At 42.8% G+C, this 24458-nt stretch carries 22 protein-coding genes; 10 read left to right on the top strand and 12 right to left on the bottom strand.

All coding sequences use genetic code 11. The features are described 5' to 3' along the window. The first annotated feature begins 260 nt into the window (after window positions 1-260). Window positions 261-1439, top strand: coding sequence for a sodium ion-translocating decarboxylase subunit beta (locus tag BN8908_RS02370; protein WP_068692051.1), 1179 nt, complete (start codon window positions 261-263; stop codon window positions 1437-1439). A 48-nt stretch (window positions 1440-1487) separates the two neighbouring features. On the opposite strand, the gene BN8908_RS02365 is transcribed toward BN8908_RS02370, so the two are convergent. Beyond that, complete coding sequence (locus BN8908_RS02365; protein WP_068688776.1) at window positions 1488-1919, bottom strand: DoxX family protein; 432 nt, start codon at window positions 1917-1919, stop codon at window positions 1488-1490. Window positions 1920-2139: 220 nt separating this feature from the next. Here BN8908_RS02365 and BN8908_RS02360 point away from each other — a divergent pair, with 220 nt between their 5' ends. The 3 genes from BN8908_RS02360 to BN8908_RS02350 all read left to right on the top strand — a co-directional run bounded on the left by BN8908_RS02360 (window position 2140) and on the right by BN8908_RS02350 (window position 4712). Further along, entirely contained in the window at window positions 2140-3162 is a 1023-nt protein-coding gene (locus BN8908_RS02360; protein WP_316245217.1) for a threonine aldolase family protein, read from the top strand. A 9-nt stretch (window positions 3163-3171) separates the two neighbouring features. Beyond that, window positions 3172-3858 (top strand): tRNA (5-methylaminomethyl-2-thiouridine)(34)-methyltransferase MnmC2, encoded by a 687-nt coding sequence (gene mnmC2, locus BN8908_RS02355; RefSeq protein ID WP_068688771.1) that lies wholly within the window; start codon window positions 3172-3174, stop codon window positions 3856-3858. 77 nt (window positions 3859-3935) lie between these two features. Further along, window positions 3936-4712 carry a TIGR02757 family protein gene (locus BN8908_RS02350; protein ID WP_021986944.1) on the top strand — a complete coding sequence of 259 codons (777 nt, stop codon included), beginning with the start codon at window positions 3936-3938 and terminating at the stop codon, window positions 4710-4712. Window positions 4713-4753: 41 nt separating this feature from the next. Here the strand turns inward: BN8908_RS02350 and BN8908_RS02345 are convergent, their stop codons facing one another. After that, window positions 4754-5308, bottom strand: coding sequence for a nitroreductase family protein (locus BN8908_RS02345; protein ID WP_287050506.1), 555 nt, complete (start codon window positions 5306-5308; stop codon window positions 4754-4756). A 484-nt stretch (window positions 5309-5792) separates the two neighbouring features. Between BN8908_RS02345 and BN8908_RS02340 the strand changes: the two genes are divergently transcribed. The 3 genes from BN8908_RS02340 to BN8908_RS02330 are packed head-to-tail and all read left to right on the top strand — an operon-like array spanning window position 5793 to window position 7974. After that, complete coding sequence (locus tag BN8908_RS02340) at window positions 5793-6149, top strand: ankyrin repeat domain-containing protein (RefSeq protein WP_068688764.1); 357 nt, start codon at window positions 5793-5795, stop codon at window positions 6147-6149. Window positions 6150-6171: 22 nt separating this feature from the next. Continuing rightward, complete coding sequence (locus BN8908_RS02335) at window positions 6172-7518, top strand: hypothetical protein (protein ID WP_068688763.1); 1347 nt, start codon at window positions 6172-6174, stop codon at window positions 7516-7518. Between the two features lie 36 nt (window positions 7519-7554). Continuing rightward, on the top strand, window positions 7555-7974 hold the full coding sequence (locus tag BN8908_RS02330) for a beta-N-acetylhexosaminidase family protein (RefSeq protein ID WP_235837401.1): 420 nt from the start codon (window positions 7555-7557) through the stop codon (window positions 7972-7974). Between the two features lie 145 nt (window positions 7975-8119). Here the strand turns inward: BN8908_RS02330 and BN8908_RS02325 are convergent, their stop codons facing one another. Genes BN8908_RS02325 through BN8908_RS02315 form a run of 3 tightly spaced genes read right to left on the bottom strand, consistent with a single transcriptional unit; the run spans window position 8120 to window position 13195 of the window. Next, window positions 8120-8578 carry a shikimate kinase gene (locus tag BN8908_RS02325; RefSeq protein ID WP_021986948.1) on the bottom strand — a complete coding sequence of 153 codons (459 nt, stop codon included), beginning with the start codon at window positions 8576-8578 and terminating at the stop codon, window positions 8120-8122. Beyond that, window positions 8578-11328 carry a DNA gyrase/topoisomerase IV subunit A gene (locus tag BN8908_RS02320; protein WP_021986949.1) on the bottom strand — a complete coding sequence of 917 codons (2751 nt, stop codon included), beginning with the start codon at window positions 11326-11328 and terminating at the stop codon, window positions 8578-8580. The genes BN8908_RS02325 and BN8908_RS02320 overlap by 1 nt, the downstream gene beginning before the upstream one ends. A gap of 31 nt (window positions 11329-11359) precedes the next feature. Continuing rightward, window positions 11360-13195, bottom strand: a complete 1836-nt coding sequence (locus tag BN8908_RS02315) for a DNA topoisomerase IV subunit B (protein ID WP_021986950.1) — start codon at window positions 13193-13195, stop codon at window positions 11360-11362. A gap of 154 nt (window positions 13196-13349) precedes the next feature. Between BN8908_RS02315 and BN8908_RS02310 the strand changes: the two genes are divergently transcribed. Together BN8908_RS02310 and BN8908_RS02305 are read left to right on the top strand one after the other, a co-directional pair. Further along, a complete protein-coding gene (locus BN8908_RS02310) occupies window positions 13350-15404 on the top strand; it encodes a family 20 glycosylhydrolase (RefSeq protein WP_082989316.1) in 2055 nt (684 codons plus the stop codon). A 74-nt stretch (window positions 15405-15478) separates the two neighbouring features. Further along, window positions 15479-17542, top strand: coding sequence for a GDSL-type esterase/lipase family protein (locus BN8908_RS02305; RefSeq protein ID WP_068688755.1), 2064 nt, complete (start codon window positions 15479-15481; stop codon window positions 17540-17542). A gap of 39 nt (window positions 17543-17581) precedes the next feature. Here the strand turns inward: BN8908_RS02305 and BN8908_RS02300 are convergent, their stop codons facing one another. Continuing rightward, window positions 17582-19024 carry a TlpA family protein disulfide reductase gene (locus BN8908_RS02300; protein ID WP_068688753.1) on the bottom strand — a complete coding sequence of 481 codons (1443 nt, stop codon included), beginning with the start codon at window positions 19022-19024 and terminating at the stop codon, window positions 17582-17584. Between the two features lie 229 nt (window positions 19025-19253). Between BN8908_RS02300 and BN8908_RS02295 the strand changes: the two genes are divergently transcribed. Then, window positions 19254-20027, top strand: a complete 774-nt coding sequence (locus BN8908_RS02295; RefSeq protein WP_148453137.1) for a fimbrillin family protein — start codon at window positions 19254-19256, stop codon at window positions 20025-20027. Window positions 20028-20162: 135 nt separating this feature from the next. On the opposite strand, the gene BN8908_RS02290 is transcribed toward BN8908_RS02295, so the two are convergent. The 6 genes from BN8908_RS02290 to BN8908_RS02265 form a co-directional block, all read right to left on the bottom strand. After that, window positions 20163-20690: a DUF4252 domain-containing protein gene (locus BN8908_RS02290; protein ID WP_021986955.1), complete on the bottom strand. Its 528-nt coding sequence runs from the start codon at window positions 20688-20690 to the stop codon at window positions 20163-20165. Between the two features lie 78 nt (window positions 20691-20768). Beyond that, complete coding sequence (locus tag BN8908_RS02285; protein WP_068688749.1) at window positions 20769-21788, bottom strand: PorP/SprF family type IX secretion system membrane protein; 1020 nt, start codon at window positions 21786-21788, stop codon at window positions 20769-20771. Next, window positions 21781-22128 (bottom strand): bactofilin family protein, encoded by a 348-nt coding sequence (locus BN8908_RS02280; protein WP_068688748.1) that lies wholly within the window; start codon window positions 22126-22128, stop codon window positions 21781-21783. The genes BN8908_RS02285 and BN8908_RS02280 overlap by 8 nt, the downstream gene beginning before the upstream one ends. Before the next feature lie 169 nt (window positions 22129-22297). After that, a complete protein-coding gene (locus BN8908_RS02275) occupies window positions 22298-23140 on the bottom strand; it encodes a helix-turn-helix transcriptional regulator (protein WP_161945850.1) in 843 nt (280 codons plus the stop codon). A 31-nt stretch (window positions 23141-23171) separates the two neighbouring features. Continuing rightward, window positions 23172-23486, bottom strand: a complete 315-nt coding sequence (locus BN8908_RS02270) for a hypothetical protein (protein ID WP_021986959.1) — start codon at window positions 23484-23486, stop codon at window positions 23172-23174. A gap of 95 nt (window positions 23487-23581) precedes the next feature. Continuing rightward, window positions 23582-24457 carry a helix-turn-helix domain-containing protein gene (locus tag BN8908_RS02265; RefSeq protein WP_068688746.1) on the bottom strand — a complete coding sequence of 292 codons (876 nt, stop codon included), beginning with the start codon at window positions 24455-24457 and terminating at the stop codon, window positions 23582-23584. Window position 24458 lies beyond the last annotated feature (1 nt).

Here is a 24458-nt window from a genome sequence, read left to right as displayed (position 1 = left end):
ATGACGATGGTACGTTTACGATGGACTCCATTAAACAACGTTATACCGGAGACTGGAGACTGGAAGGCAGCACAGTGATCATGACGTTCAATCCGAAAAAGATTACTGAATTTTCTCCGAATCTGGACCCGAATGCTTCCGGAACCAATTACATTACCCACGACATCATGGTAAATCTGGGTAACCGGACAGCAACACTCCAGGGGGATATGCTGAATTTCGGCACACCCTCACAGAATGCCTACCATAATTCCGATGCTATGGCCGGAATGAAAAATTTCTGGGAATTCACCGGATTTGCCAATGCAACAACAGGAAATCTGATCATGATCGTCGTAGCCCTTATTTTTATCTGGCTGGCTATTCGTTTCGATTATGAACCGATGTTGCTGATCCCGATCGGTATGGGTATCATTATCGGTAACATTCCATTCTATATGGGAGAAGCATTCAACCTGAAATTAGGTATCTACGAACCGGGATCTGTACTGAATATCCTCTATTCAGGAGTTATCAACGGCTGGTATCCGCCCTTGATCTTCCTGGGTATCGGGGCAATGACCGACTTCTCGTCTCTGATTTCCAATCCGAGACTGATGCTATTGGGAGCTGCGGCCCAGATCGGTATTTTCGTAACTTTTATCGGAGCTTTGTGGTTAGGCTTTGCACCACCAGAGGCCGGAGCTATCGGTATTATCGGTGGTGCCGACGGTCCGACGGCTATCTTCCTGTCATCGAAATTGGCTAACGGTGTAAACATGCTGGCCAACGGCGAATTAGTCAAGAACCTGATCGGTCCGATCGCCATTGCAGCTTATTCATACATGGCTTTGGTGCCGGTGATTCAACCGCCTGTAATCAATTTACTGACAACCAAGCACGAAAGAAAAATCAAGATGCGTCCGCCGCGTTCTGTCAGCCGCTTGGAAAAACAATTGTTCCCGATTATCGGTTTATTATTGACTGCGTTCATCGCACCGTCGGCTTTACCGTTGCTGGGTATGTTATTCTTCGGTAACTTACTGAAAGAATCTACGGTAACCAATCGTCTGGCAAATACGGCCAGCAATGCTTTGATCGACACCATTACCATGTTATTGGGTGTTACCGTAGGTGCTTCGACTCAGGCAGATGTGTTCCTGACAAAAGACTCCATCCTGATCTTCGGTCTGGGAGCTTTCTCGTTCGTAATAGCAACCGCCAGCGGTGTATTGGTCGCTAAGATCATGAACTGGCTGTCGTCGAAAAACAATCCGATCAATCCGATGATCGGTGCTGCCGGTGTATCTGCTGTGCCGGATAGTGCCCGTGTCGTTCAAAACATGGGATTGAAAAACGATCCGAGCAATTATCTGTTGATGCACGCCATGGCTCCGAATGTTGCCGGTGTAATCGGTTCTGCCGTTGCTGCCGGTACGTTACTGAGCTTCCTGATGTAAAAATCCAGGTCTACTACATAAAAAAACGCCTCGAAAAGAGGCGTTTTTTTATTCTTTCCATGCAGCCTTACCAAAAATGCGATAATCCAGTGAATAACGTCCCCCTCCTATAAAGAAGAAAAAGACATAAACAGCCAGATACATGACAGCCAACTCTTTTGCCTGAAAAGCATCTCCTCCATGTATGACAAATACAGCTACAAGCATATTAAAAATCAACGGCAAAGTAACCAAACGGGTCAGTATACCGAAAATCAACAATACCGAACAACCGACTTCCGCCGAAACTGAAAGTAACAAAGATACCATAGGAGTTACTCCCAGCGGATCGGGAAACGTATTCATCAACGAACCGAAATTCGCCAGTTTAACTCCGCCATGAGCCAGCATCATTATCCCGACAAACAAACGCAGCAAAAATAAAAACGCAGAAACACCGTTTCCTTTCAAAGGTGTCCCATACAAAAAAAAGCTTTTCATAACTATAACGTATTTAATGATCCTATATTTTTTAAACGTATACGAAAAAAACAAAATATTTGTTTTCAATATACACCGATTTAAATTTCAGATTAAATAACTCCGACGACAAATCAGTTTGTCAAACAATTTAAAATTTACAATTTAAAAGCTAAAATCCACAATATATAATATATTTTCTATCTTTATCCCCGAAAATCAAAATGCAATAAACATGAGTATTCGTGGTTTTGGAAGTGATAATTTTTCAGGAGTTTTACCGGAAGTATTCAATGCTTTGAAAGAAACCTCTTACGGACATCAACATTCATACGGAGAAGACAAATATACGGCTAAAGCCGTGCAGGATTTCAAAAAAATTTTCGGAGAAAGTATAGACGTATATTTTGTATACAATGGTACGGGAGCCAATATTGTCAGTCTCTCGGCTTTCGCCCGCTCCTACAATGCCGTGATATGTGCCGAAACAGCGCATATCAATGTTGACGAATGCGGTGCAATTCAGAAACAAGCAGGCTGCAAATTATTGACAGTTCCGACATTCGACGGAAAGCTGAATGTAGGATTGATACAGAATCATATGCATGGCTTTGACGACCAGCATCACTCCCAGCCCAATATTATTTCGCTCACCCAATGTACGGAACTCGGAACGGTATACACCCCGGAAGAGTTAAAAGAAATATGTGATTTTGCACATGCCAACGGCTTATTCGTGCACATGGACGGAGCACGTTTAGCCAATGCCATAGCTTACCTGCAATGTGACCCGACGGACATCACGACAAAGGTAGGCATTGACGTCCTTAGTTTCGGCGGAACCAAAAACGGTATGATGTTCGGAGAAGCCGTTATTTTCTTCAACACCTCCGTATGCCGGAATGTAAAGTACATCCGCAAACAAGCGATGCAACTGCATTCCAAATCCCGTTTTATCGCAGCCCAGTTCTCCACCCTATTAAAAGACGGCCTATGGTTGAAAACGGCAGCACATGCCAATCGGATGGCACAAAAACTGGCTAATGAAGCCGCTTTGATTTCCGGCATTAAAATCACCCAGAAAGTAGAAGCCAACGAAATTTTCGCCATCATCCCCCGAAGTAAGATTGCTGAACTGCAAGAAGAATGCTTTTTTTACGTATGGGACGAAAATGCGTCCGAAATCAGATGGGTATGCTCTTTCGATACCACGGAAAGCGACGTCATCGAATTTGTCAATCTATTAAGGGAGAAATTACTGTAATATCCGGTTATGGAGCGTATTCTCACGCCGACAGAGGACGGAAGTATGACTTTATACATTCCGGAATTGAACGAACATTACCACTCGATCCACGGAGCCATTCAGGAATCCCGGCACATTTTCATCCGGGCGGGTTTGGAGTACTTCCTGGAAACTCATCCGGATTCGATAAGTCTGCAAAATCCGTTACATATACTGGAAGCAGGCTTCGGTACCGGACTGAATGCCTGGCTGACTTTAATCCGTACCCGGGAACTACAATTGCCGGTGTGTTATCACAGCATTGAAAAATATCCATTGGCAAGCGCTGAAATCGCCTCCCTAAATTATTCCAACTTTACCGCACCCGCAGAACAGGAATTGTTTAACGAATTGCATCGGTGTCCGTGGGAAACGGAACAATCTGTTTCCCCATATTTCAAACTATACAAACACCGGGAAGATTTCCGGAACATTCATTTCCGGTCACAATTCAATATCGTATATTTCGACGCATTCAATCCGGACGTACAACCTCATCTTTGGACAGATGCGGTATTCAATCGCTTCTACGAAGCCCTGAAACCCAACAGTATATTAGTAACTTACTGTGTAAAAGGCATCGTAAAGCAAGCCCTCCGGAATGTCGGTTTTCGTCTGAAACGATTACCCGGTCCTCCGGGAAAACGCGAAATGTTACGGGCGGTCAAACTTTGACTGCTACCGAATTTATTTTCCGATATAGTCCAATACGTTTCCAACTAATATTTACCTTGCAACACAAAATAAATTTCATGAACCGTCAAGAAATAAAACAATTACTCGACGAAAAATATTCGGAATATTGCAAATCGGATTTTTTCATAGAAACTGACCCGATCCAAATACCGAAAATGTTCGAAGAAAAAGAAGACATCGAAATATCCGGATTTTTAGCCGCTTCTCTGGCCTGGGGGCAACGTCCGACAATCATCAGAAAGTGCAGGGAACTCATGCAATTGCTGGATTATGCTCCTTATGATTTTATTCTGAACGCTACCGAAACGGATTACGAGCGTTTTACCCATTTCAAACACCGTACATTCAACGCATACGACTGCTGCTATTTTTTACATGCATTGGCCCATATCTACCGGAATCTGGGAGGGATGGAAAAAATATTTACCGATTCGTTCCGTCAACACGGCGACATGTTAAAAGTATTGAGCGACTGGTACAGACTGTTCACAATCCATCCGGCCGAAAAACGGGTTTTGCGGCATATCGCCAATGTAGAAAAAGGCTCTGCCGCCAAACGCATAAACATGTATATCCGTTGGATGGTGCGTAAAGACCACAGCGGTATAGATTTCGGACTCTGGAAAAATATCCCGGCTTCGGCTCTGCTTATTCCTCTCGATCTGCACACGGGAAACGTCAGCCGCCAACTGGGCCTGCTCACCCGCAATCAAAACGACGCACAGGCCGTTTTGGAACTGACGGAACGTTTACGCGAATTCGATCCGGCCGATCCTATACGCTATGATTTTGCCCTCTTCGGACTCGGAGCATTCGGAAAACAGAATATTTAGATTTATAACTTCAGCTTGCCCTGACAGAAATCTAAAATCAATCAATACTTGCCGTAATGTACTTTCGTTTCGTCCCATTTATTTTTCGGACTATGCGGGATTGCCGGATATCCGACAGGAATGACACATAGGGAAAGAATATGGTCGGGTAAACCGATTTCCTTTTTTACAACAGCCATACGGTCGTCATACGGATAAGTTGCCGTCCAGACAGCTCCCAGTCCAAGTGCTTCCGCCGCCAATAAAATATTTTGAGTAGCCGCAGCACAATCCAGATACCAATAAGAAGATTTGGTTGTATCCCCGCATACGACAATAGCCATGGGAGCATCTTTCAACATTTTGGCATAAGGCAAAGCTGCCGCCATAGAATCCAAAGCTGCCCTTTCCGTTACAACGACAAATTCCCAGGGACGGGTATCTTTACCGGTAGGAGCAGCCATTCCGGCTTTCAGCAACAAATCCGTTTTTTCTTTTTCTACCGGCTTCGGTAAATATTTACGGACACTTTTACGGGCAAAGATATTTTCCAGAGCATCCTGTGTCTGAAACGTTCCTTCTTTTTTCTCTGAATTACAAGCTACCGTCATCATCATTAAAATAAAACCTGAAACAATTAAACTCGTTTTCATTATAATAAGTTACAGTTAATCATATAAGACTATTTTAGATTTCCATTGATTTGACTTAACCAATTGAAGACTAAATTTTTAGCGAATTATTTGAAAAATAGAAGTAACGATTTAGCAACCGTGCGAATTTCAGCGTTTTGCATTGCTATGTTGTCAAATAACTCTTTCAGTTGTAAATATAATATCTTTTTCCGAGAATGCGAAATAAATATTTTGAGAAATACTGATTTGTAAAAAACGAAGAGATGAAGCAATTTGTGAGGCTGTACAGGTATTCACTTCTCCTTGTCACAGTGCAAATTCTTAGGGAAAATCATCGGTGGAATAATAAATATCTGTAACTTTGTTTACGGCAACAGAGTGGTATTATATCTGTAAACCTTGCAATTAGGTAATTCAAGTTTATAGTTTCTATGGTTGATTTTTAATTTATCAACAAATATTTTTTATGGAAGAGCTATTTCGACTGATACGAGATGAAAACGACATTGACAAAGCCTTGTCTCTGATTCGTTCGGGTTACATGCTGGAACCGTCTTATAAGGACGAATACAATTCCGGTCTCTTGTTTTATGCTGTTTGTCGAAAAAGCCCGGTATTGGTAAAAACACTGGTAGAAAAAGGCTTTGACGTGAATGACCGATTGCCCGGTGGTGCGACTCCCTTGATGTATGCGGTCAGGAACAATGCAATCGGTATTGCAGAATACCTGTTGGAAAACGGAGCCGATTTGTCTGTCGGTGGCAAACATATACTGGATATAGTAAAAGATAAAACGATTAAACTATATCTATCTGATTTATAAACCTTATAAATTACAAACGATTATGTCAATGCATGCAATAGAAAGTTTGGTGGAATATTCCGTAATAACCGTGGCCACCGCTTCGCCTGTTCCACCTTTGGCACAAAGTATTTGTTACAGTCTTTATCATTTTCAGAATCAACTGGACTGCGGGTACACGGTCTTACGGGTCCGGGATGAATTGGAGCAGCTTGGTTATCTCTCCCTTCTGTCGCCGGAGCAATTGCCCGAACCAGAGCGTAGCGAAGCAATGGGGCTTGTTGCAGAGGGCGGTTTCTTGAAAGATGATACTTATGTGGACTACCGTTCCGGAAAATGTTGTGTCACCGCAGGGTCTGCATTATGGAAAAAGCTACTTGACACGGGTGTTATTCAAGTGTCGTCCGAAGAGGAATTGCGGCTGCTTGACCCTTTAGAATTGGCGGAGCAGATTGCACCACTGGCTTCCAAGGCACTTGCCCAAGGTGATAAGCGGGGAGCCGACACGCTGGGACATTGGTATGCGTTCTTTCCGCTGTCGTGCGTGGTGGGAGGTTTTGACGATGACAATGCCCCCGGACCGGAAAGAATCCAAGCCTTGCTCCGGTTGCTGGCAGTTCCCGAAGCGTTTGAAGTGGCAGCAGCTTACGGCAATGAGCTGGATGTCGATTATGAAGAAGAGGAAATGTCTTTCCTTGCCGGTTGGGAACAGCCCTATCATAAATGGCTGAAAGAGTGCAAAACAGACGATAAACAACTGCAAACAAAGGAATTAGACTCATTTTACGGACAGGTAATGTATCAATATATTCAACGTCATAATTTTGAAGAAGCAGACCGTTACGCATCTATGATAACGGATGAATATAATCGTTTGCTCCATCGTTGCATAGCCGGTTATGCTTGCCACCAATGGCTGACAACGCAGGAACCGGGCACGTTGCCTCCGTCACGCCTACTCTCTCTCCCTGAGGTCAAAGAGGGGTTTGAACGCCTGAGTGGACTACCCCTGCCCGAAAAAGACCTTGCCACATGCCGGGTTTTTCTGTTACAGACACTTGGGTTGTTGGGCGACTATCCGGCTTTCATCGGAATGCAGCAATCCCTGTTTACGGAAGCCGTCGAGAAACTGGAACAATACCCCGAAGGAGAGACCAAACAGATGCAGCAAATCGCATTGTCTATCAGCTTTTACCAAATACTATACACCAATCTTCCGGACGATTATTCCTCCAAAAAAGGATGGATGCGAAAAGGCTTTCCCGGATTGATGGAACTACCCGATGCCAAGCGGAGATGCGGCGAACTGCTCGCTGAAAATCCGCAAATGGCAGATACGCTGCACGAATACATGGAACAATGCGACACCTTGATACAATATCTTAAATAAAAAGATAATATGGGCTTCGTCTTCAAAAAAATTAAGATGGTATTGCCGCTGCTGTTAGTGGCGGCATATGTTTGGGGACAGGCGACGGATGCAAAGAATTTCACCATTACGCCACAAACCGTAATAAGAACCAATTTGCCCAAACTGTCTCCCTGCTTGTTTGAGCTGCAAGACATATTGAGAGAACGGTTCGGGCAAATTGCTATCGTGGGAGGAATGCGGGCAACAGGAAATTCGGTTATCGAACTTTGGACAGATGTTGAATTGGAAGGGGAAGCCCATTATATACTCGATATATCGGCAAAAAAACTCTCCATCAGAGGAGCTACACAAAAATCTATTCAATGCGGATTGAAGACCTTGGACAAAATCTTACAGGAGGAAACAAGCAATACGGCGAACAAGCAAATAACTCCTCGCCGTATTGAAAATGCATCCGACAGTATTTGCCCCTGATAGCTTGTGTCTATCCCATCAATGTAATTTCTTTTATCTTGCCATCTTCAATAGCGGCATATAGGAAATGTCCGGCAAACGTATCGTCCGTGTCTTGAAAGAAGAGTTCCAATTTGTAATGGGCGAAATTCCGTTTACGATGTGTTTATTTTACTTCTTCCTTCGCCTGTTTGTAATAAGGCAAACGTTCCTCCAAATGCCGACATACGAAATCATATATTTCATCATCGTTGAGTTTACTGACGATCGGACGTTTCTGTTTCCCGCGAATCAAGCGTTCCACAATCGTATCGACAGGCGTATTGATAAAAATCGTATGTCCCTGAGCATTCATATATTGCATATTGTTGTTAAAACAAGGAGCACCTCCGCCGGTCGACATCACAAAATCCCCATATAGCTCACAAACTTCCTGCAAATAACGGGTTTCCAACTTTCGGAACCCAGCCTCCCCTGCTGCTGCAAAAATTTCCGGGATAGAACGTCTTTCCCGATCGACAATATAAGCATCCAGATCGACAAACCGAATCCCCAATTCCGCAGCCATTTCCCGCCCCCGACGGGTTTTCCCGCAAGCCATATACCCAACCAGAAAATATTTCATTATTCGAACTCCAGCTTCATCTGTTCTTCATTATCCGCAATCTCGGAAGGATTGGTCACCTCAAATTCCACATCGGCACTGATTTCATTTTCCTCTTCAATCACCAAAGGCGTTGTTTCCTGTATCCGGTCGACCTCGAAAGTCGTCAAGCGCTTGCCTCTTGCCTTAAACGATTTTTCACCGATAAATTCATCCGCCTGTATAACCTCAACCGGGCGGGTCGCATACTTCCCTCCGAATACAATTTCAAACCGGGGATGCCGCTCGCTACTTAAACCTACCAGATAAGATCCTTCGGCTTCTCCGATAAACGAAAATACTTTATTGCTTTCTTCAAATTTAAAACGCTTCAGGTAATAAAAACCTTGTTCTGCATCAAAAAATACAACCGACCAGACCTTATGCGGATCGAATTTTTCAAAAATAATATATTCTTCCTCATAATGGTTATTGAGGTCAAAATCAGTCGTATAGTATGTACCGTTCTTATTAACGACCAGAATACGGTCCTCTCCCTGGAATTCTCCCAGGTATTTTCCCCGGTTATCCGTATTCAGCCGGCGTACATCCTCATCCAGCCAAATTTTGCACCCGCCCAAAGTAGAAACGCCCTTTTGTACGACATTGATTTTATGAATATCGTTTTTCGACAACAAATTTCCTTGCGAATCCCGGCCTTTGATCGCCAAAGCCGCAAAATCATATTCGAACACCAGTTTCTTCAAATTGGGTTTCGGTTTCAGGCACACTTTAATCACCTCCGCTTCTCCGTTCGGGTTAGCGGAAAAATGAATGATACGGGAACCGGCCGTTCCTTTTGTCACATTGTAAACCTTATCCCGGGTGACACCCGTCACATTAAACCGTTTCACATAATATACACCGTAACGTCCGTCCCGGTAAGCGACGTTGTATATTGTACGTTTATCGTTTTTCTTGAATACATTCACATACAAAACATCCTTACCCACAAAAATCTTGTCAGCAACTTTCGTGACATAATAGCTACCGTCTTTTTTGAAGATGATCACCTCATCCATATCGGAACATTCGCAGATAAATTCATCTTTTTTCAAGGCTGTTCCGATAAATCCTTCTTCCCGGTTTATGTACAATTTTTCGTTGGCAATCACAACTTTAGCCGCTTCGATATTCTCGAAACTCCGGATTTCAGTTTTCCGTTCCCGTCCCTTGCCGTATTTTGCTTTAATACGGGTATAATAGGCTATCGTATACGGAATGATATGTTCTATATCGTGCCTTACCTGTGTCACTTCATCCTCGAGTCCCTGAATATATTGATCGGCTTCTTCGGAATTGAATTTGAGAATCCGCTTCATCTTGATTTCCAACAGCCGTTTGATATCGTCATCGGTCACCTCCCGGTATAATTTCGGTAAAAACGGAGTCAAACGCTTATGCACATGAACAATTACATTCTCTAAGGTAGGACTTTCCTCAAACTCTTTGTCTTTGTAAATACGTTCTTCGATAAAAATCTTTTCCAGAGAAGCAAAATGTAATTCTTCCAAAAGCTCATGAAGCCGGATTTCCAACTCGAGTTTCAACAGAGCCACCGTATCGTCTGCCGATTGGCGGAGAATATCGGAAATCGGCATAAAACAAGGCTTCTCGTCCTCGATAACGCATGAATTCGGAGACACCGACAGTTCACAATCGGTAAAAGCATACAAAGCATCGATCGTCTTATCCGAAGATACACCCGGCGCCAGATAAATCAATATCTCCACATTGGCAGCCGTATTATCGTCAATTTTTTTGATTTTTATCTTGCCTTTATCATTGGCTTTTATAATACTGTCGATCAGGGTTGAGGTCGTACGTCCAAAGGGAATTTCCGTAATCCGGAGGGTTTTATTATTATTGTCTTTCTCGATTTTCGCCCGGATTTTTACCGCCCCTCCCCGCAATCCGTCATTGTATTTTGCCACATCAATCATACCACCGGTCGGAAAATCGGGATATAAAACAAAATCTTCGTGTTGCAGATGTGCAATACAGGCATCGATCAACTCATTAAAATTATGAGGCAATATTTTCGAAGCAAGCCCCACAGCGATTCCTTCCACCCCCTGAGCCAAAAGCAAAGGGAATTTTACAGGCAATGTCACCGGTTCCCGGTTACGTCCATCGTAAGAAAGCTTCCAATTCGTCGTTTTGGGATTAAATACGACATCCAGGGCAAATTTAGACAACCTCGCCTCAATATAACGGGGAGCTGCAGCACCGTCTCCCGTCAATATATTCCCCCAGTTTCCCTGACAATCGACCAATAAATCTTTTTGTCCCAATTGTACAAGGGCGTCCCCGATAGAAGCATCCCCATGCGGGTGATATTTCATCGTATTTCCGATGATATTGGCCACCTTATTGTAACGCCCATCGTCCATTTCACGCATCGAATGAAGAATCCGGCGCTGTACGGGCTTCAAACCGTCATTCACATAAGGCACAGCCCGCTCCAATATAACATACGAAGCATAATCCAAAAACCACTTTTGATACATACCGTCCAGATGTTGTATCGAACGTATCTTCCCGTTTTCCTCTGTATGCTCCTCCGTTTCTCCCGGAGACGTTGATATTTCAAAAGCCTCCGGCTGCGAACCTTCTCCCCCTGCAACTTCTTCCGGAGTCTCCTTTTCTACAGAGCCTTTCAGGCTCTCGTCCGTTGACTCCGGTTGTTGCTCTTCTCCGTTAAAATCGACATCGATGATATCCTCTGCCATGCTGGTTTATATTGTAAATTTTCAATTTTAATTATCTCAACTCGTCTTTCTCGATATACAGGTTCTCTATGATGAAATCCTGACGCTCGGGGGTATTTTTTCCCATATAATACCCCAACACCTCATCGATGGAATCTCCTTTCGTAAGCCTTACCGGTTCCAGACGTATATCCTTACCGATAAAATGCTGAAACTCATTCGGAGAAATTTCCCCTAAACCTTTAAAACGGGTAATTTCAGGCTTCGGACCTAATTTTTTTATCGCCGTTTCCCGCTCGGTATCGGAATAACAATAGCGTGTTTCCTTCTTATTTCTTACCCGGAATAAAGGCGTCTGCAAAATATACACATGTCCGCTTCTTACCAGATCAGGAAAAAATTGTAAAAAGAAAGTCAGTAACAATAACCGGATATGCATACCGTCCACATCCGCATCCGTGGCGATGATAACATTGTTATAACGCAAATCCTCCAATCCGTCCTCGATATTCAATGCCGCCTGCAACAAATTGAATTCCTCATTCTCATATACGATCTTTTTTGTCAATCCATACGAGTTCAGAGGCTTTCCTCTCAAACTGAATACGGCCTGGGTATTGACATCCCTGGATTTTGTAATCGATCCGCTGGCAGAATCCCCCTCTGTAATAAAAATAGAAGATTCGTTTTTCCGCTCGTGGTTGGAATTAAAATGTACCCGGCAATCCCGCAGTTTCCGATTGTGCAAACTGACTTGCTTCGCCCGTTCCCGGGCAATCTTCTGAATACCGGACATCGCTTTCCGTTCTTTCTCCGTCTCTACGATTTTCCGCAGCAGCAACTCTGCCGTGTCCGGATTACGATGCAGGTAATTATCCAATTCTTTCGTAACGAAATCCATGATAAAATTCCGTACGGTCGGTCCTTCCGGTCCTATATCCTTAGACCCCAGTTTTGTCTTAGTCTGGGATTCGAACACCGGTTCCTGCACCTTGATACTGATGGCTCCGATAATAGAAGTCCGGATATCCGATATATCGAAATCTTTCTTGTAAAAATCCCGTATGGTCTTCACCACAGCTTCCCGGAAAGCATTCAGGTGGGTTCCTCCCTGTGTCGTATGCTGACCGTTTACAAACGAATAATACTCTTCGCCATATTGCCGTCCGTGAGTCATAGCCATCTCTATATCATTTCCCCGTAAATGAATAATAGGATAAAGCCCCTCCCCGCTCATATTCTCTGTCAGTAAGTCATACAACCCATGCCTGGAAAAATATTTATGGCTATTGAAAACGATCGTCAAACCGGTATTCAGGAATACATAATTTTTTACCATCGCTTCCAAATACTCGGCAATAAAATGATAATTCCCGAAAATATCCTTATCCGCCAGGAAGGTTACCTGCGTACCGTTCGGCTCATTTGTCGGTTCAAGATCACGCTCCTCTACAATTTTGGCCCGGCAATACCGTACATACTTGGTCTCTCCGTCCCGGAACGATTGTATTTCGAAATTTTCAGACAGAGCATTGACGGCTTTAATACCGACACCGTTCAAACCGACAGATTTTTTAAAAGCTTCAGAATCGTACTTGGCACCGGTATTCATCTTCGAAGAAGCATCCACTAATTTACCCAATGGAATTCCCCGTCCGAAATCCCGGACAACGACTTTACGGTCTTCAACTGTGATAAGGATTTCCGTACCGCATCCCATTGCAAACTCATCGATAGAATTGTCTACTACCTCTTTCACCAAAATATATATACCGTCATCCGGAGCAGAACCGTCTCCCAATTTTCCGATATACATCCCGGGACGTAAACGGATATGCTCCTGCCAATCTAAAGTCCGAATCGAATCTTCTGAATAATTTTCTACCATCTTTCACAGTTTTGTGCAAAAGTAGTGATTTTAATGCAAAAAAAAGAATTCTTATCCGGACAGAACCGATTGTTTCGCCACTTTTTTCAAGAAAAAAATTGTAAAAAAAACTTATATTTGTTCCGTAATGCCAGACGATCAAAATCCGCCGAACATGTATAATAAACTGATTTTTACGATATTATTCAATATACTATTCTTTTCTGTCTCAACCGCTTCGATAAAAGACATTTATCTTCTCCCCCAACCCCGGCAAATCCTATTCAACAATCAAAAATTCCCGATCGGAAAAATACAACTATCGACACCGGTATTAGCAGAAGAGCTGGATTCATTATTCCGGGAATGCGGAGGCAGAATCGTCCCGAAAGCTTCTCTGAATGTCGTCGTCCGCATCACAGACAGTTTACCGGATATAAATTTAAATCCGGAAGAAGGCTATACGTTATCCGTCACCCGTAATCGGATATACATTCAGGCAACAACCTCCACCGGGGTCTACCGGGCTATGCAAACGTTACGTCAGCTTAAAAAATACGGACAGCCGTATTTTACAGGCTGTACAATCACCGATTGGCCCGCTTTCCGTATCCGGGGCTTTATGCACGATGTCGGCAGGAGTTACATTTCCGTAGAAGAACTGAAACGGGAAATTGCGATGCTCGCCCGATACAAAATCAATGTCTTTCATTGGCATCTTACCGAAAATCAGGCCTGGCGACTTGAAAGCCGCCTGTTTCCCGCTTTAAACGACAGTTCGAATATGACACGTATGCCGGGGAAATATTATACACTGGCAGAAGCCCGGGAACTAATCGGTTTTTGCAAAAAACACCACGTATTATTGATCCCGGAAATCGATATACCAGGACACAGCGAAGCTTTTAAACGTACATTCCGGCACGACATGCAAAGCCGGGAAGGAAAAATCATCCTCAAACTGCTATTCGACGAAATTTGCGAAAATTTAGACGTTCCCTATTTGCATATCGGCACCGACGAGGTCTCTTTTACCGATCCGGACTTCGTCCCCGAAATGATTTCCCACATCCGCACAAAGGGGAAAAAGGTTATCTCATGGAATCCGGGATGGACATACCAACCGGGAGAAATAGATATGACACAGCTCTGGAGCTACCGGGGCAAAGCCCAAAAAGGCATCCCGGCCATTGACAGCCGCTTTCACTACCTGAACCATTACGATATCTTCGGCGATCTGGTTGCACTTTACAACAGCCGCATTTACAACTGCAATGAAGGCAGCGACGATATTGCAGGAGTTATCCTTGCCATCTGGAACGACCGGCTGGTCGTCCCGGAAAGAAACATCATACTGGAAAATAACTTCTATCCGGCCATGCTGGCCATTGCCGAGCGTTCCTGGCTGGGAGGCGGCCATGAATACTTCGATGGGAAAGGTACCATATTGCCTGCCGATAATACTCCGGCATTCATCGACTTCGCCGACTTCGAAAAACGTATGTTATGGCACAAAGAACATAACTTCCGGGAATATCCTTTCGCCTATGTCCGTCAAACCGATATCCGGTGGAACATTACAGACCCATTTCCGAATGAAGGTGACCTTTCCCGGAGTTTTCCCCCGGAACAGGCATTACAAACACACTACCAGTACAAAGCCCAGACATATAATGTACATCCGGCAATCGGCGCAGGCATCTATTTACGTCATGTTTGGGGTACACTGGTTCCCGGTTTTTTCTGCAATCCACAGGAAAACCATACGGCCTATGCCTGGACATGGGTATATTCGCCTAAAAATCAGGAAACCGGATTATGGGTAGAATTTCAAAATTACGGACGTTCGGAAAAAGACCTTCCTCCGCTTCCGGGTAAATGGGATTACCGGGAAAGCCGTATCTGGCTCAACAACGAAGAAATACAACCTCCGGAATGGACGGCTACCCACCGTACCCCTTCCAATGAAACAGCTTTAGGCAATGAAAATTGCGTCGCCAGACCTCCTCTGATCGTAAAACTGCATAAAGGATGGAACAACGTATTCCTGAAACTCCCCATAGGACGCTTTTCCACACCGGAAATCCGTTTGCAAAAATGGATGTTTACAGTTGTATTCGTCACTCCCGACGGCCGGAAAGCCGCCGATCTGATTTATTCAGAAAAAAATCCGTACTCCGGAAGTAAAATACGCCCAACCGGAACAAATAATGTATCCCGAATACGATAACGATGGATTATATCCGACCGGTAAAAGCTATTTATTTATCAACATATCATTGCTTTATCTTATATCAACGAATAATGAAAACGATTTTTCTTTGTCTCATTTTTTTATTTTACCTGTCGGCAATCTATGCCGGACAAAAAATCAAAGTAAGCTGTATCGGCAACAGCGTAACTTACGGATATCTGCTGCCCGAACGGGAAGTAAACGCATACCCGGCACAATTGCAGCGGTTATTGGGAGAAAAATACGCCGTCGCCAATTTCGGTAAAAGCGGGGCGACACTGTTACGAAAAGGACACCGCCCATATACCGAGCAGGAGGAGTATCGCCAAGCCCTGGAATACGCAGGAGATATGGTTGTTATCCACCTGGGACTGAACGACACGGACCCCCGTAACTGGCCCAACTACCGGGACGATTTTATACGGGATTACACCGATTTGATCGCATCGTTTCGCAAAGTCAATCCCCGCTGTAAAATATGGATTTGTCGTCTCTCTCCAATCGGTAACAGACATCCCCGCTTTCGTTCCGGCACCCGGGACTGGTATACCGACATCCAGCAGAAAATCGAAAAAATCGCAGCCGACAACAAGGTCGGCCTGATTGATCTGCAAGCCCCTCTGTACCATCGTCCGGACTTGTTACCCGATGCCTTACACCCTGTTACGGAAGGAGCGGCCATACTGGCTAAAACCGTCTACTCCGCCCTTACTGGCGATTATGGCGGACTGCATATGCCTGATATCTATACGGATAACATGGTTTTACAACGTGATCGTCCCCTCCTGATTTCAGGTTCAGCCGACGCCGGACAAAAAGTCAGTGTTTCCATTGCCGGACAAAAACAAAGTACACAAACGACTTCTGACGGTAAATGGAACATCACACTGAAACCGCTCCCGGCCGGAGGCCCCTATACCCTGAAAATAAATACCGACAACCGTACTCTCGTTTATCACAATGTTTTAATCGGAGAAGTATGGCTATGCTCGGGTCAATCGAATATGGCTTTTATGCTGAAACAAGCAGCAACAGCCTCCGAAGATCTTCGACAAGCAAACAATCCACATATCCGTCTTTTCAATATGCGCCCCCGTTGGGAAACCTATGCAATGGAATGGGAGTCGTCGGTACTGGATTCCCTGAACCGGTTGGAGTATTATACCATTCAAGGTTGGACAATATGCAATGCCCGGACATTACCGGATTTTTCCGCTGTAGCCTATCATTTCGGGAAAATGTTAGCGGACAGCCTGAATGTCCCGGTAGGACTGATCTGTAATGCAGTGGGCGGTTCCCCTTGTGAATCCTGGATCAGCCGGCATACCCTCGAATTCGATTTTCCGGATATATTATGCGATTGGAAAAACAACGACATGATTCAGGATTGGGTGCGTGAAAGGGCTTCTCTCAACATTAAAAAGGCCGGAAATCCATTCCAGCGACACCCCTATGAACCTTGTTATCTATTCGAATCGGGCATTTTTCCTTTAATGCAATATCCGATACAAGGCGTTATCTGGTATCAGGGAGAGTCGAACGCTCACAATACCGAATTACACGAAATACTGTTTCCGATGTTGGTAAACGACTGGAGAAATTATTGGCAACAACCCGAAATGCCCTTTTATTATGTACAGCTTTCGAGCCTGAACCGCCCCTCCTGGCCCTGGTTCAGGGACAGCCAGCGGCGTATACTAAAAGCCATCCCCCATTCCGGCATGGCGGTATCATCGGATCTGGGAGACTCCCTGGACGTACACCCCCGACACAAAAAAGAAATCGGGGAACGTCTGGCCCGCCAGGCATTGTGCCACACCTACCATCGGGCAATCCTGCCTTCCGGTCCGCTTTTCCGGAAGATAAAGACCGAAGGGAAACAAGCCATATTGGAATTCGATTATGCCGAAGACTTGAAAACAGCCGACGGACAGGCTTTGCGTACATTTGAAACTGCCGGTGACAATGGTATATTCTATCCAGCAACGGCAATCATAAAAGGTAACCGGATCATCGTCGAATCGGAAAAAGTATCCCGGCCACACGCCGTACGTTACGGCTGGCAACCGTTTACCCGGGGTAATCTGGTCAATAAAGACAATCTCCCGGCTTCAACCTTCAGGACCGACCTGTAAGCGCAAAAAACATAAAACCAAGGGTATCGGAATCCCATATTATTGGACTTCGATACCCATTTTTTTATATTCGTGCTTGAGCAAATCGACCATTTGATCAACAGTCAGACTCTTGGCTATAAACTTTTTATCCTTATCGAGAATATACATAACCGGAGTCGAAAATACATTGTAATATGTCCGGTAATTCGATTGGTTGTTCGGATCCCAACAATTGATAAAATCAAAAAGGTCGTTTTTCTCGACAAACTCTTCCCATTGTTTCTTATCGGTGTGTGTATTGACGGCAAACACCTTCAAGCCATAGGGAGCAAAACGCTCATAAATTTCTTTCCTGACCAACGGGACCTGTGTTTTACAATGTCCGCAATTCGGTTCCCAGAACAGCAGCAATACAAAAGGAGCTTTCACTTCGTACAAGCTGACCCACTCTCCTTCCAACATCGAAAGCTTCAACTCCACAGCCGGATGATTTAATAAATTAAACTGCCGTTTGATCACCTCTTCCCGTATGGTTTTCAACCGCTCAGGCGTCACCCACTCCGGTGTCACATCCACATAATAACGCTGCCCGAACTTTACAAATGCTTCGTCCATCCCCATGATCTTATTCTCGAAAGTGGAAGTAAGGCAATAATCCGTCAGATAACGAAACATCAACTTATTCGGACGTGCTTTTTCGACCAAACGTACACAAGCCCGGTACAATGAGTCGGGATAATTGATTACAAAGTTGGAAAAATAATTATCCAACTGCTTTTTAAAAATATCCGTACGTATCAACATACTATCCGTCAGATTCGCATTGTCCCAATAATGTTCCTGCATATAGAAAAAAGACTTCCGGCGGATTTCCATATCCCGGTCTTTCGTTCCCTCCGGCACCTCTTTTGAAAAGTCGGGAATCTCAACCGGCAGCGTAAACCGGGCAAAGGTAGCCAAAGCCGTTCCGGGAAAACGCTTTAAGATCGTTCCGATATAACTTCTGACCTCCTTATCCAAAACAGCATAACGGGCAGAATACTTCTCCCTCACTTCTGCTTTTTTATTATCGGGATCTTTCCGGAATTCCTCCCGTATAGTACTGTTTTGCCTCCCCATTTCCACCATAAACTTCTGAAACTCCAGGAAAGCCTGATTTTCCGGCGATCCCTCTATCCGCATCGTATTCAAAATCTGACTCGTATCGCAGGAAATACTGAAACTCTGATCACTACCGATCAAAATATCCCAATTACTGGACGGTGAAAAATACAACATATATATTCCGGAGGCCAGTTTCTTCGAGGCATGACGAAAATACCCGACCCCATTATTATCCAGGACCACTGTATCCTGTACCATCAACTGTTCCTCATAATGACAAGCCAGTGAAACCTTTTTTCCTGCCATCTGTTTCACCGTCAATTTAATCGTATACTGGGCCATCGTCTGTCCCCACATCATTGTACCGAACAGCAATAAACCGATTATCCCTTTCATCCTCTCCTTATTTTACATTACACATACACGGAAATATAATTTTTCCATGTACAAATATCCGATTTTTTTAAAGAAAATGTTCCCACATCCCTGAAAAATAAACAACAAAAGCAATAGCATCCGAACCGAAATTCCAAAAACTTATACAACAAAATGTCATATAATTATAAATCATGCCTTTAACCGGAAGATTACTTTTAGTGCTTCAATTATTTAATAGATGACAGATATGACAAAAAAATTCATTTACACATTAAGCTATTCTTTTCTATTTTTTGCCTGTACCGAAAGCCAGCAAGCCCCTTCCGACCAATTGGAAATTAGCTGGAACCCTTTGCCTGATTATCATTACTATCTGTACACGCCGGAGAAAGGTACGCTTCCGGCCGGCAAAAGCGACTACGATTTCTCCAACGGGGAATCTTCTGCTATTTATCCTTGGGACACAAAAGGAATTGAGCTATATGGCCTGGCTTTAGATAAACAAGCGACAGAACACGGCATATATCCGGAAGCCACTCCACAAGGCTTTGTCCATTTAAAATTGTCCGGCCAAAACATATCGCCAACCTACAACGAAATCTTACTGGCAAAACCACAATCCGTAAAAGCCGGTGAAGCTAAAGTCCGTCTCGAATTCAAGCCGGGGATGAGTTTGCTCTATATCGACATAGAAGGGGCTTCGGAATATCAATTTGATATTCGGATCGAGGCTGTTGAAGATGGCTATATCGATTTACAAAAAGGGGAAGTTATTGCAGACGGAAAAATAAAAGAAATTTATTTCTCATCAGCCGGCCGCTCCGTACCGGTTATTCCACAAACACTAGCTTCGGATACAAAAATATACATAACAGGACGTTCCTCTGACGGACAAATGGTAAGAACAAATTACCCCCTGACTGATCTGGAATTGAAAAGCAATCGCAAATACACCTGGACATTCGGTCTCGATTCGGGAAAACTCACTTTCCGAAAATTCTCGGAAACACCCCGGAAGTAATTTAATTTTCGCCCCAACCGTACTTGTACGACAGGGGCGTTTTTTCTGACAAGCAAAAAATTCTGCAAATTATTTTCCATAAACATTCTAACCCGTATTTGGGAAATAACTTGCAGAAATTCAACATGAATCTTATTACATTTTCTTTCCTAACTTTTCGAAAATAGTTATGCTTTTCACGATTGAAGGAATTTTTGCAATATTGAAACTCCCTTCAAACTCAATGATATCCAACATATTTACAGCATCGTATATCATTGTCATTCCTACGGGTTTGTCTTTTTCCATCTTTACAAAAATCCGGAGTGTCGCCCCTCCTTCGGAAGTATTTTTCAACTGGACAAAATTATTATTGGTAAACACAGCATCGAAGTCTTTCAAAATTTTTTCATACACACCCATATCGCCGTGCTCTTTATTGAAAAACATCATATTCAATCTTTCCAGCTTTTTCAATTCGTTCAATAAATCTTCAGAGAAGCCGTTATTATCCAAAATGACAAATAAACTCCGGGGAATAAATGAAATGTTGATATTTTCCACTCCTTCATAATTTACCATGGCCTTTGTTACAGGGCAGGTGGCGCCATCTTTCAGGTTCTGAGCATTTACCGCCATAAATCCACTCACAATAAAAATCAAAATCACAAATAATTTTCTCATAGATATTCTGCTTTTTTGGAAGAACAAATTAAGTATCAACGTATATATATCTTCCATTTATACATACATCTTCTTTATTTAAAAACCATTCAGATAATTCATCTCATTTTTCCGGAAGAATTTCGGACACGGTATCTCTTTATACCGTTTTTTCCGGATTCGTTCACCCATCAGGAAAATCAGCGAAACCTCGTGAGCGCCGCTTCCCACACGGGCCAACCTGGAAAGTCCCCAATCAAAACTATAAGCTACCCGGAAAATACGATTGTCATATCCCAGCATAAAGATCATAGCATTCAACGGACGATCGAAATTTTGACGGAACCAGGCACCTCCCGTAAGATTACTCCAATTGATAAACCCTCCGTAATTCATCTGATGATGGGAAGCCTGCTTCTGAAACATAAACAAAGGATTAATACTATAACGACTCTCCCGTAACCCCCGATGATGTATAGCAAACTCAGCACCGGCATGTAAGGTATATTTCATCGGTAAATGAGCATCTGCCGAAAAAGCCAATGAAGGCTCGCCCAAATGCTGTACAGAGCCACCCACTGTATAATTTCCTGCAAAAAATAGAAATCCAGTCGAAAAATCGACACTCAATTTATTTAAATTCGAAGGGTCATCCCCTGTCTGGTGAGGATATACCGAACCGAAAATCGGATCGATCATATCCGGAAATTCCAGATTGGACAAATCCGCTGAATTTTGAATAACCGAAACACCGACTGCAAAACGTAAACCGGCATGTGGACGCAACTTCACCAAATAAGAATAAATTCCGGAAAAGGTTGTCGTTACCAAAGCCCCTTTTCCTTGCCGGTCCTGCTTGATTTGAATCCCAAAACCACTGTTTATAGCGGCCTGATGCCGGTCATAAGAAACGGCATAGCTGATATAAGGACGTCCGACTTCAGGCCATTGATTCCGGTAGTTCACAATCAACCGATGGTAATATTGCGATCCGGCAAAAGCAGGATTCAAGTCCAACTGGTTGGCAAAAAACTGGGAATACTGAAGATCCTGTGCCACGAGCAAATAACTTCCTCCGAATATCCCGATAAACAATAATAAAATTCTCAATTTATACATTCGCGTTCCGTTCAATACAACAATCCCCGTTAAATTCAGCCCCCGACTCTATTTCAATTTGTGCAGTTGTAATTGTTCCCGTCACCTGAGACGTATTCTTTAAAGATACAAAACCGGAAGAAAAAATATTCCCGTTCACCACCCCGAAAACAACCACACTCGGAGAATTTATATCTCCTTCGATCTGCCCCGTGGTTCCTATGACCAATTTCCGGCAGGCATTGATACTTCCTGAAACCCAACCATGAATACACAAATCATCCTGTGATTCGATATCTCCCGTAAATTGTGTTCCTTCGTTCAACAAACTAACGACGACTTCCTTGGTATTCTTTTTCATAATCTGAAATTTTTAACTAGAAAGGATTATGTTCTGACCTAAAACAAAGTATAATATATATGTGCATGTGTTGTATAAAACTTGAACAAATATGTAGGGGACAAGATATATGTATGTATAAAATTTGAACAAATCTTTAAAGGCAAGAAAGGTCAGAAACATAATCTTTCTAATTTTTCAAACAATCTTTCTGTATATTTAATGTTTTCTTCAAATCTGTCGGCGACATACCGAACCAGGTTTTACAAAACTTATTCAGATGCACAGACGAATCGAACCCCAGTTTATCAATAATTTCTTTAAAAGAACAGTCTGTCACAGACAAATAGTAACGGACTTGCTTTGACTTTTCCCGCAAAATCCATTGCTCGCAAGTCTCCCCGAAAATTTCCTTAAAATGCCGCTGAAAAGCCCGTTTACTCATCAGACACACCTCTGCCAATTCCTCCAGACGCATATCGTTCCTGTAATTAGCCAAAACCATATTTTTAAAATCCATACTCTTAGCAATAATGGGGTAAAAAAACATAGACAACTCTTCCTTGGAATAATAAGCCCGGAAAATAATAAACAGCTCTTTCAATTTATCATCAAACAAATAGCTATCAAACCTATGATTAGAAATATATTCAATCTGCAATTTCAAAAAATCATCCATCGGATAACGAATATCCAATGTATCAAATTCGTACTTTAACATACTTTGAATAGGACTCAAAGCCTGAAAAGTAAATTTATCGCATAAGCTATACAATTCATCGAAGCCCAGAATCAAAAGTTTTGCTTCAGTTTCCAGTGTCAGCATACAATTCGCCTGAATTCCCAGAAACATCATCTCTCCTGTATGTAATTCCCGGTGAATTGATCCATTATAAATATACTTTATTTCACCTTCCAGATTAAAAATCAAATAATTACATTTTTCAAAAGAATCCTTTTCCAGAACCTCTTTAGCCGGAAATTCAAAATATTTAAATATTGAACCTTTTTTCCGGTCACTTCCATCTTTCATATAATAAGTGATATACATAATGCTCAAAAATTCAATTTATTAAACGTGATTTCCAAATCCGAAACCCTCCGTATTTCAATTTACATTTCACTTCCAGTATGTCTTCACTACGGAAAATCAATTCCTGACCCATAAAAAACTCACGGGGTTGTCTGCCTAACGGAATCCGGATCAGACACATCTCAGACTTATGATCGACGATTCGTTCGACACTTCCCCTGACCGGAAAAGTAGAATTGAGATAAAAGGCTGAAGATTCATAAGCATACCATTCCGAACCTTCACGATGGAGATAAATACAGTTTCGATTATCACCTTCCATTTGCAATATCCTGAAAGCATCCATAAACACCAAATATTTTAATACACGCTATCTATATTCAAAAGTATAATCTAACAAGCTCAGTAAATTATATCAAGCCGTCATTCTATTGTAAATTATCAATCCAGTAAATAGGTACAATCCTTCTTCATCCTTTCTATATACTGTGTCGGAGACATTCCTAACCATTTCTGACAAAACTTGTTAAAATGCGAAGGAGAAGAAAATCCCACCGCTGCCATAAGCTCCTTTAAATTCACATTCACGTCCATCAACTGATTTTTGATGTGTTCTACTTTTTGTATTTGCATCCATTGATAAACAGGTGTACCGTAAATTTTAGCAAATGTCTTCTTGAAATAATAGGGATTATGACCGCAAAACTCGATTAATTCATCGACAGAACGTGCATGCAGGCAATGAGACAATACCAGTTTTTTAAAATCCCTGTTTTTATTGACAACGACAGGACGGAATAATTCTGCCAATTCCACCATAGTATAATAATTATACAGTAAATTAAACAACTCTTCCTGTTTTATTTCCTGTAAATGTCCGCACGCAACCCCATCCTCGAGATAAGATTTCAACAAAATCAAAAACAAAAGGAGTTCCTTACGAACCTCGGTCGGATGAAAACGATATTCCACCTTTTCACAGATACTGGATAAACGAAATAAGAGTTCCCCACCCTTATTTCCCGGATGATCCGTTGTAAAAAAAATCAACTTTACCGGAGTAACACATTCAATACGAACTCCTTCGTAAACCAAAAACATTTCATCCTTTCCCGCAATCCAAGGCTCGGTATTTTCATCCCTTACTTTCATTTCACCTTCCAATATAAAGAAGAGAAAGTAGTCGGTTTTATCTTCTTTGAAAACATGAGAACACCCTTGCTCCAAGAGGATCAATTTAAAGCCTCCGGTCAATTTTCGCGTATAATTTATACAAGGTACACAAGCCCACGTATAAAATAGTTTAGCAACATCCATC

Origin of the sequence: Culturomica massiliensis, from assembly GCF_900091655.1 — a bacterium.
GTDB classification, from domain to species: domain Bacteria; phylum Bacteroidota; class Bacteroidia; order Bacteroidales; family Marinifilaceae; genus Culturomica; species Culturomica massiliensis.
The sequence above is the reverse complement of the archived record's forward strand: the minus strand, read 5'-3'. Positions and strand labels throughout refer to the sequence as shown.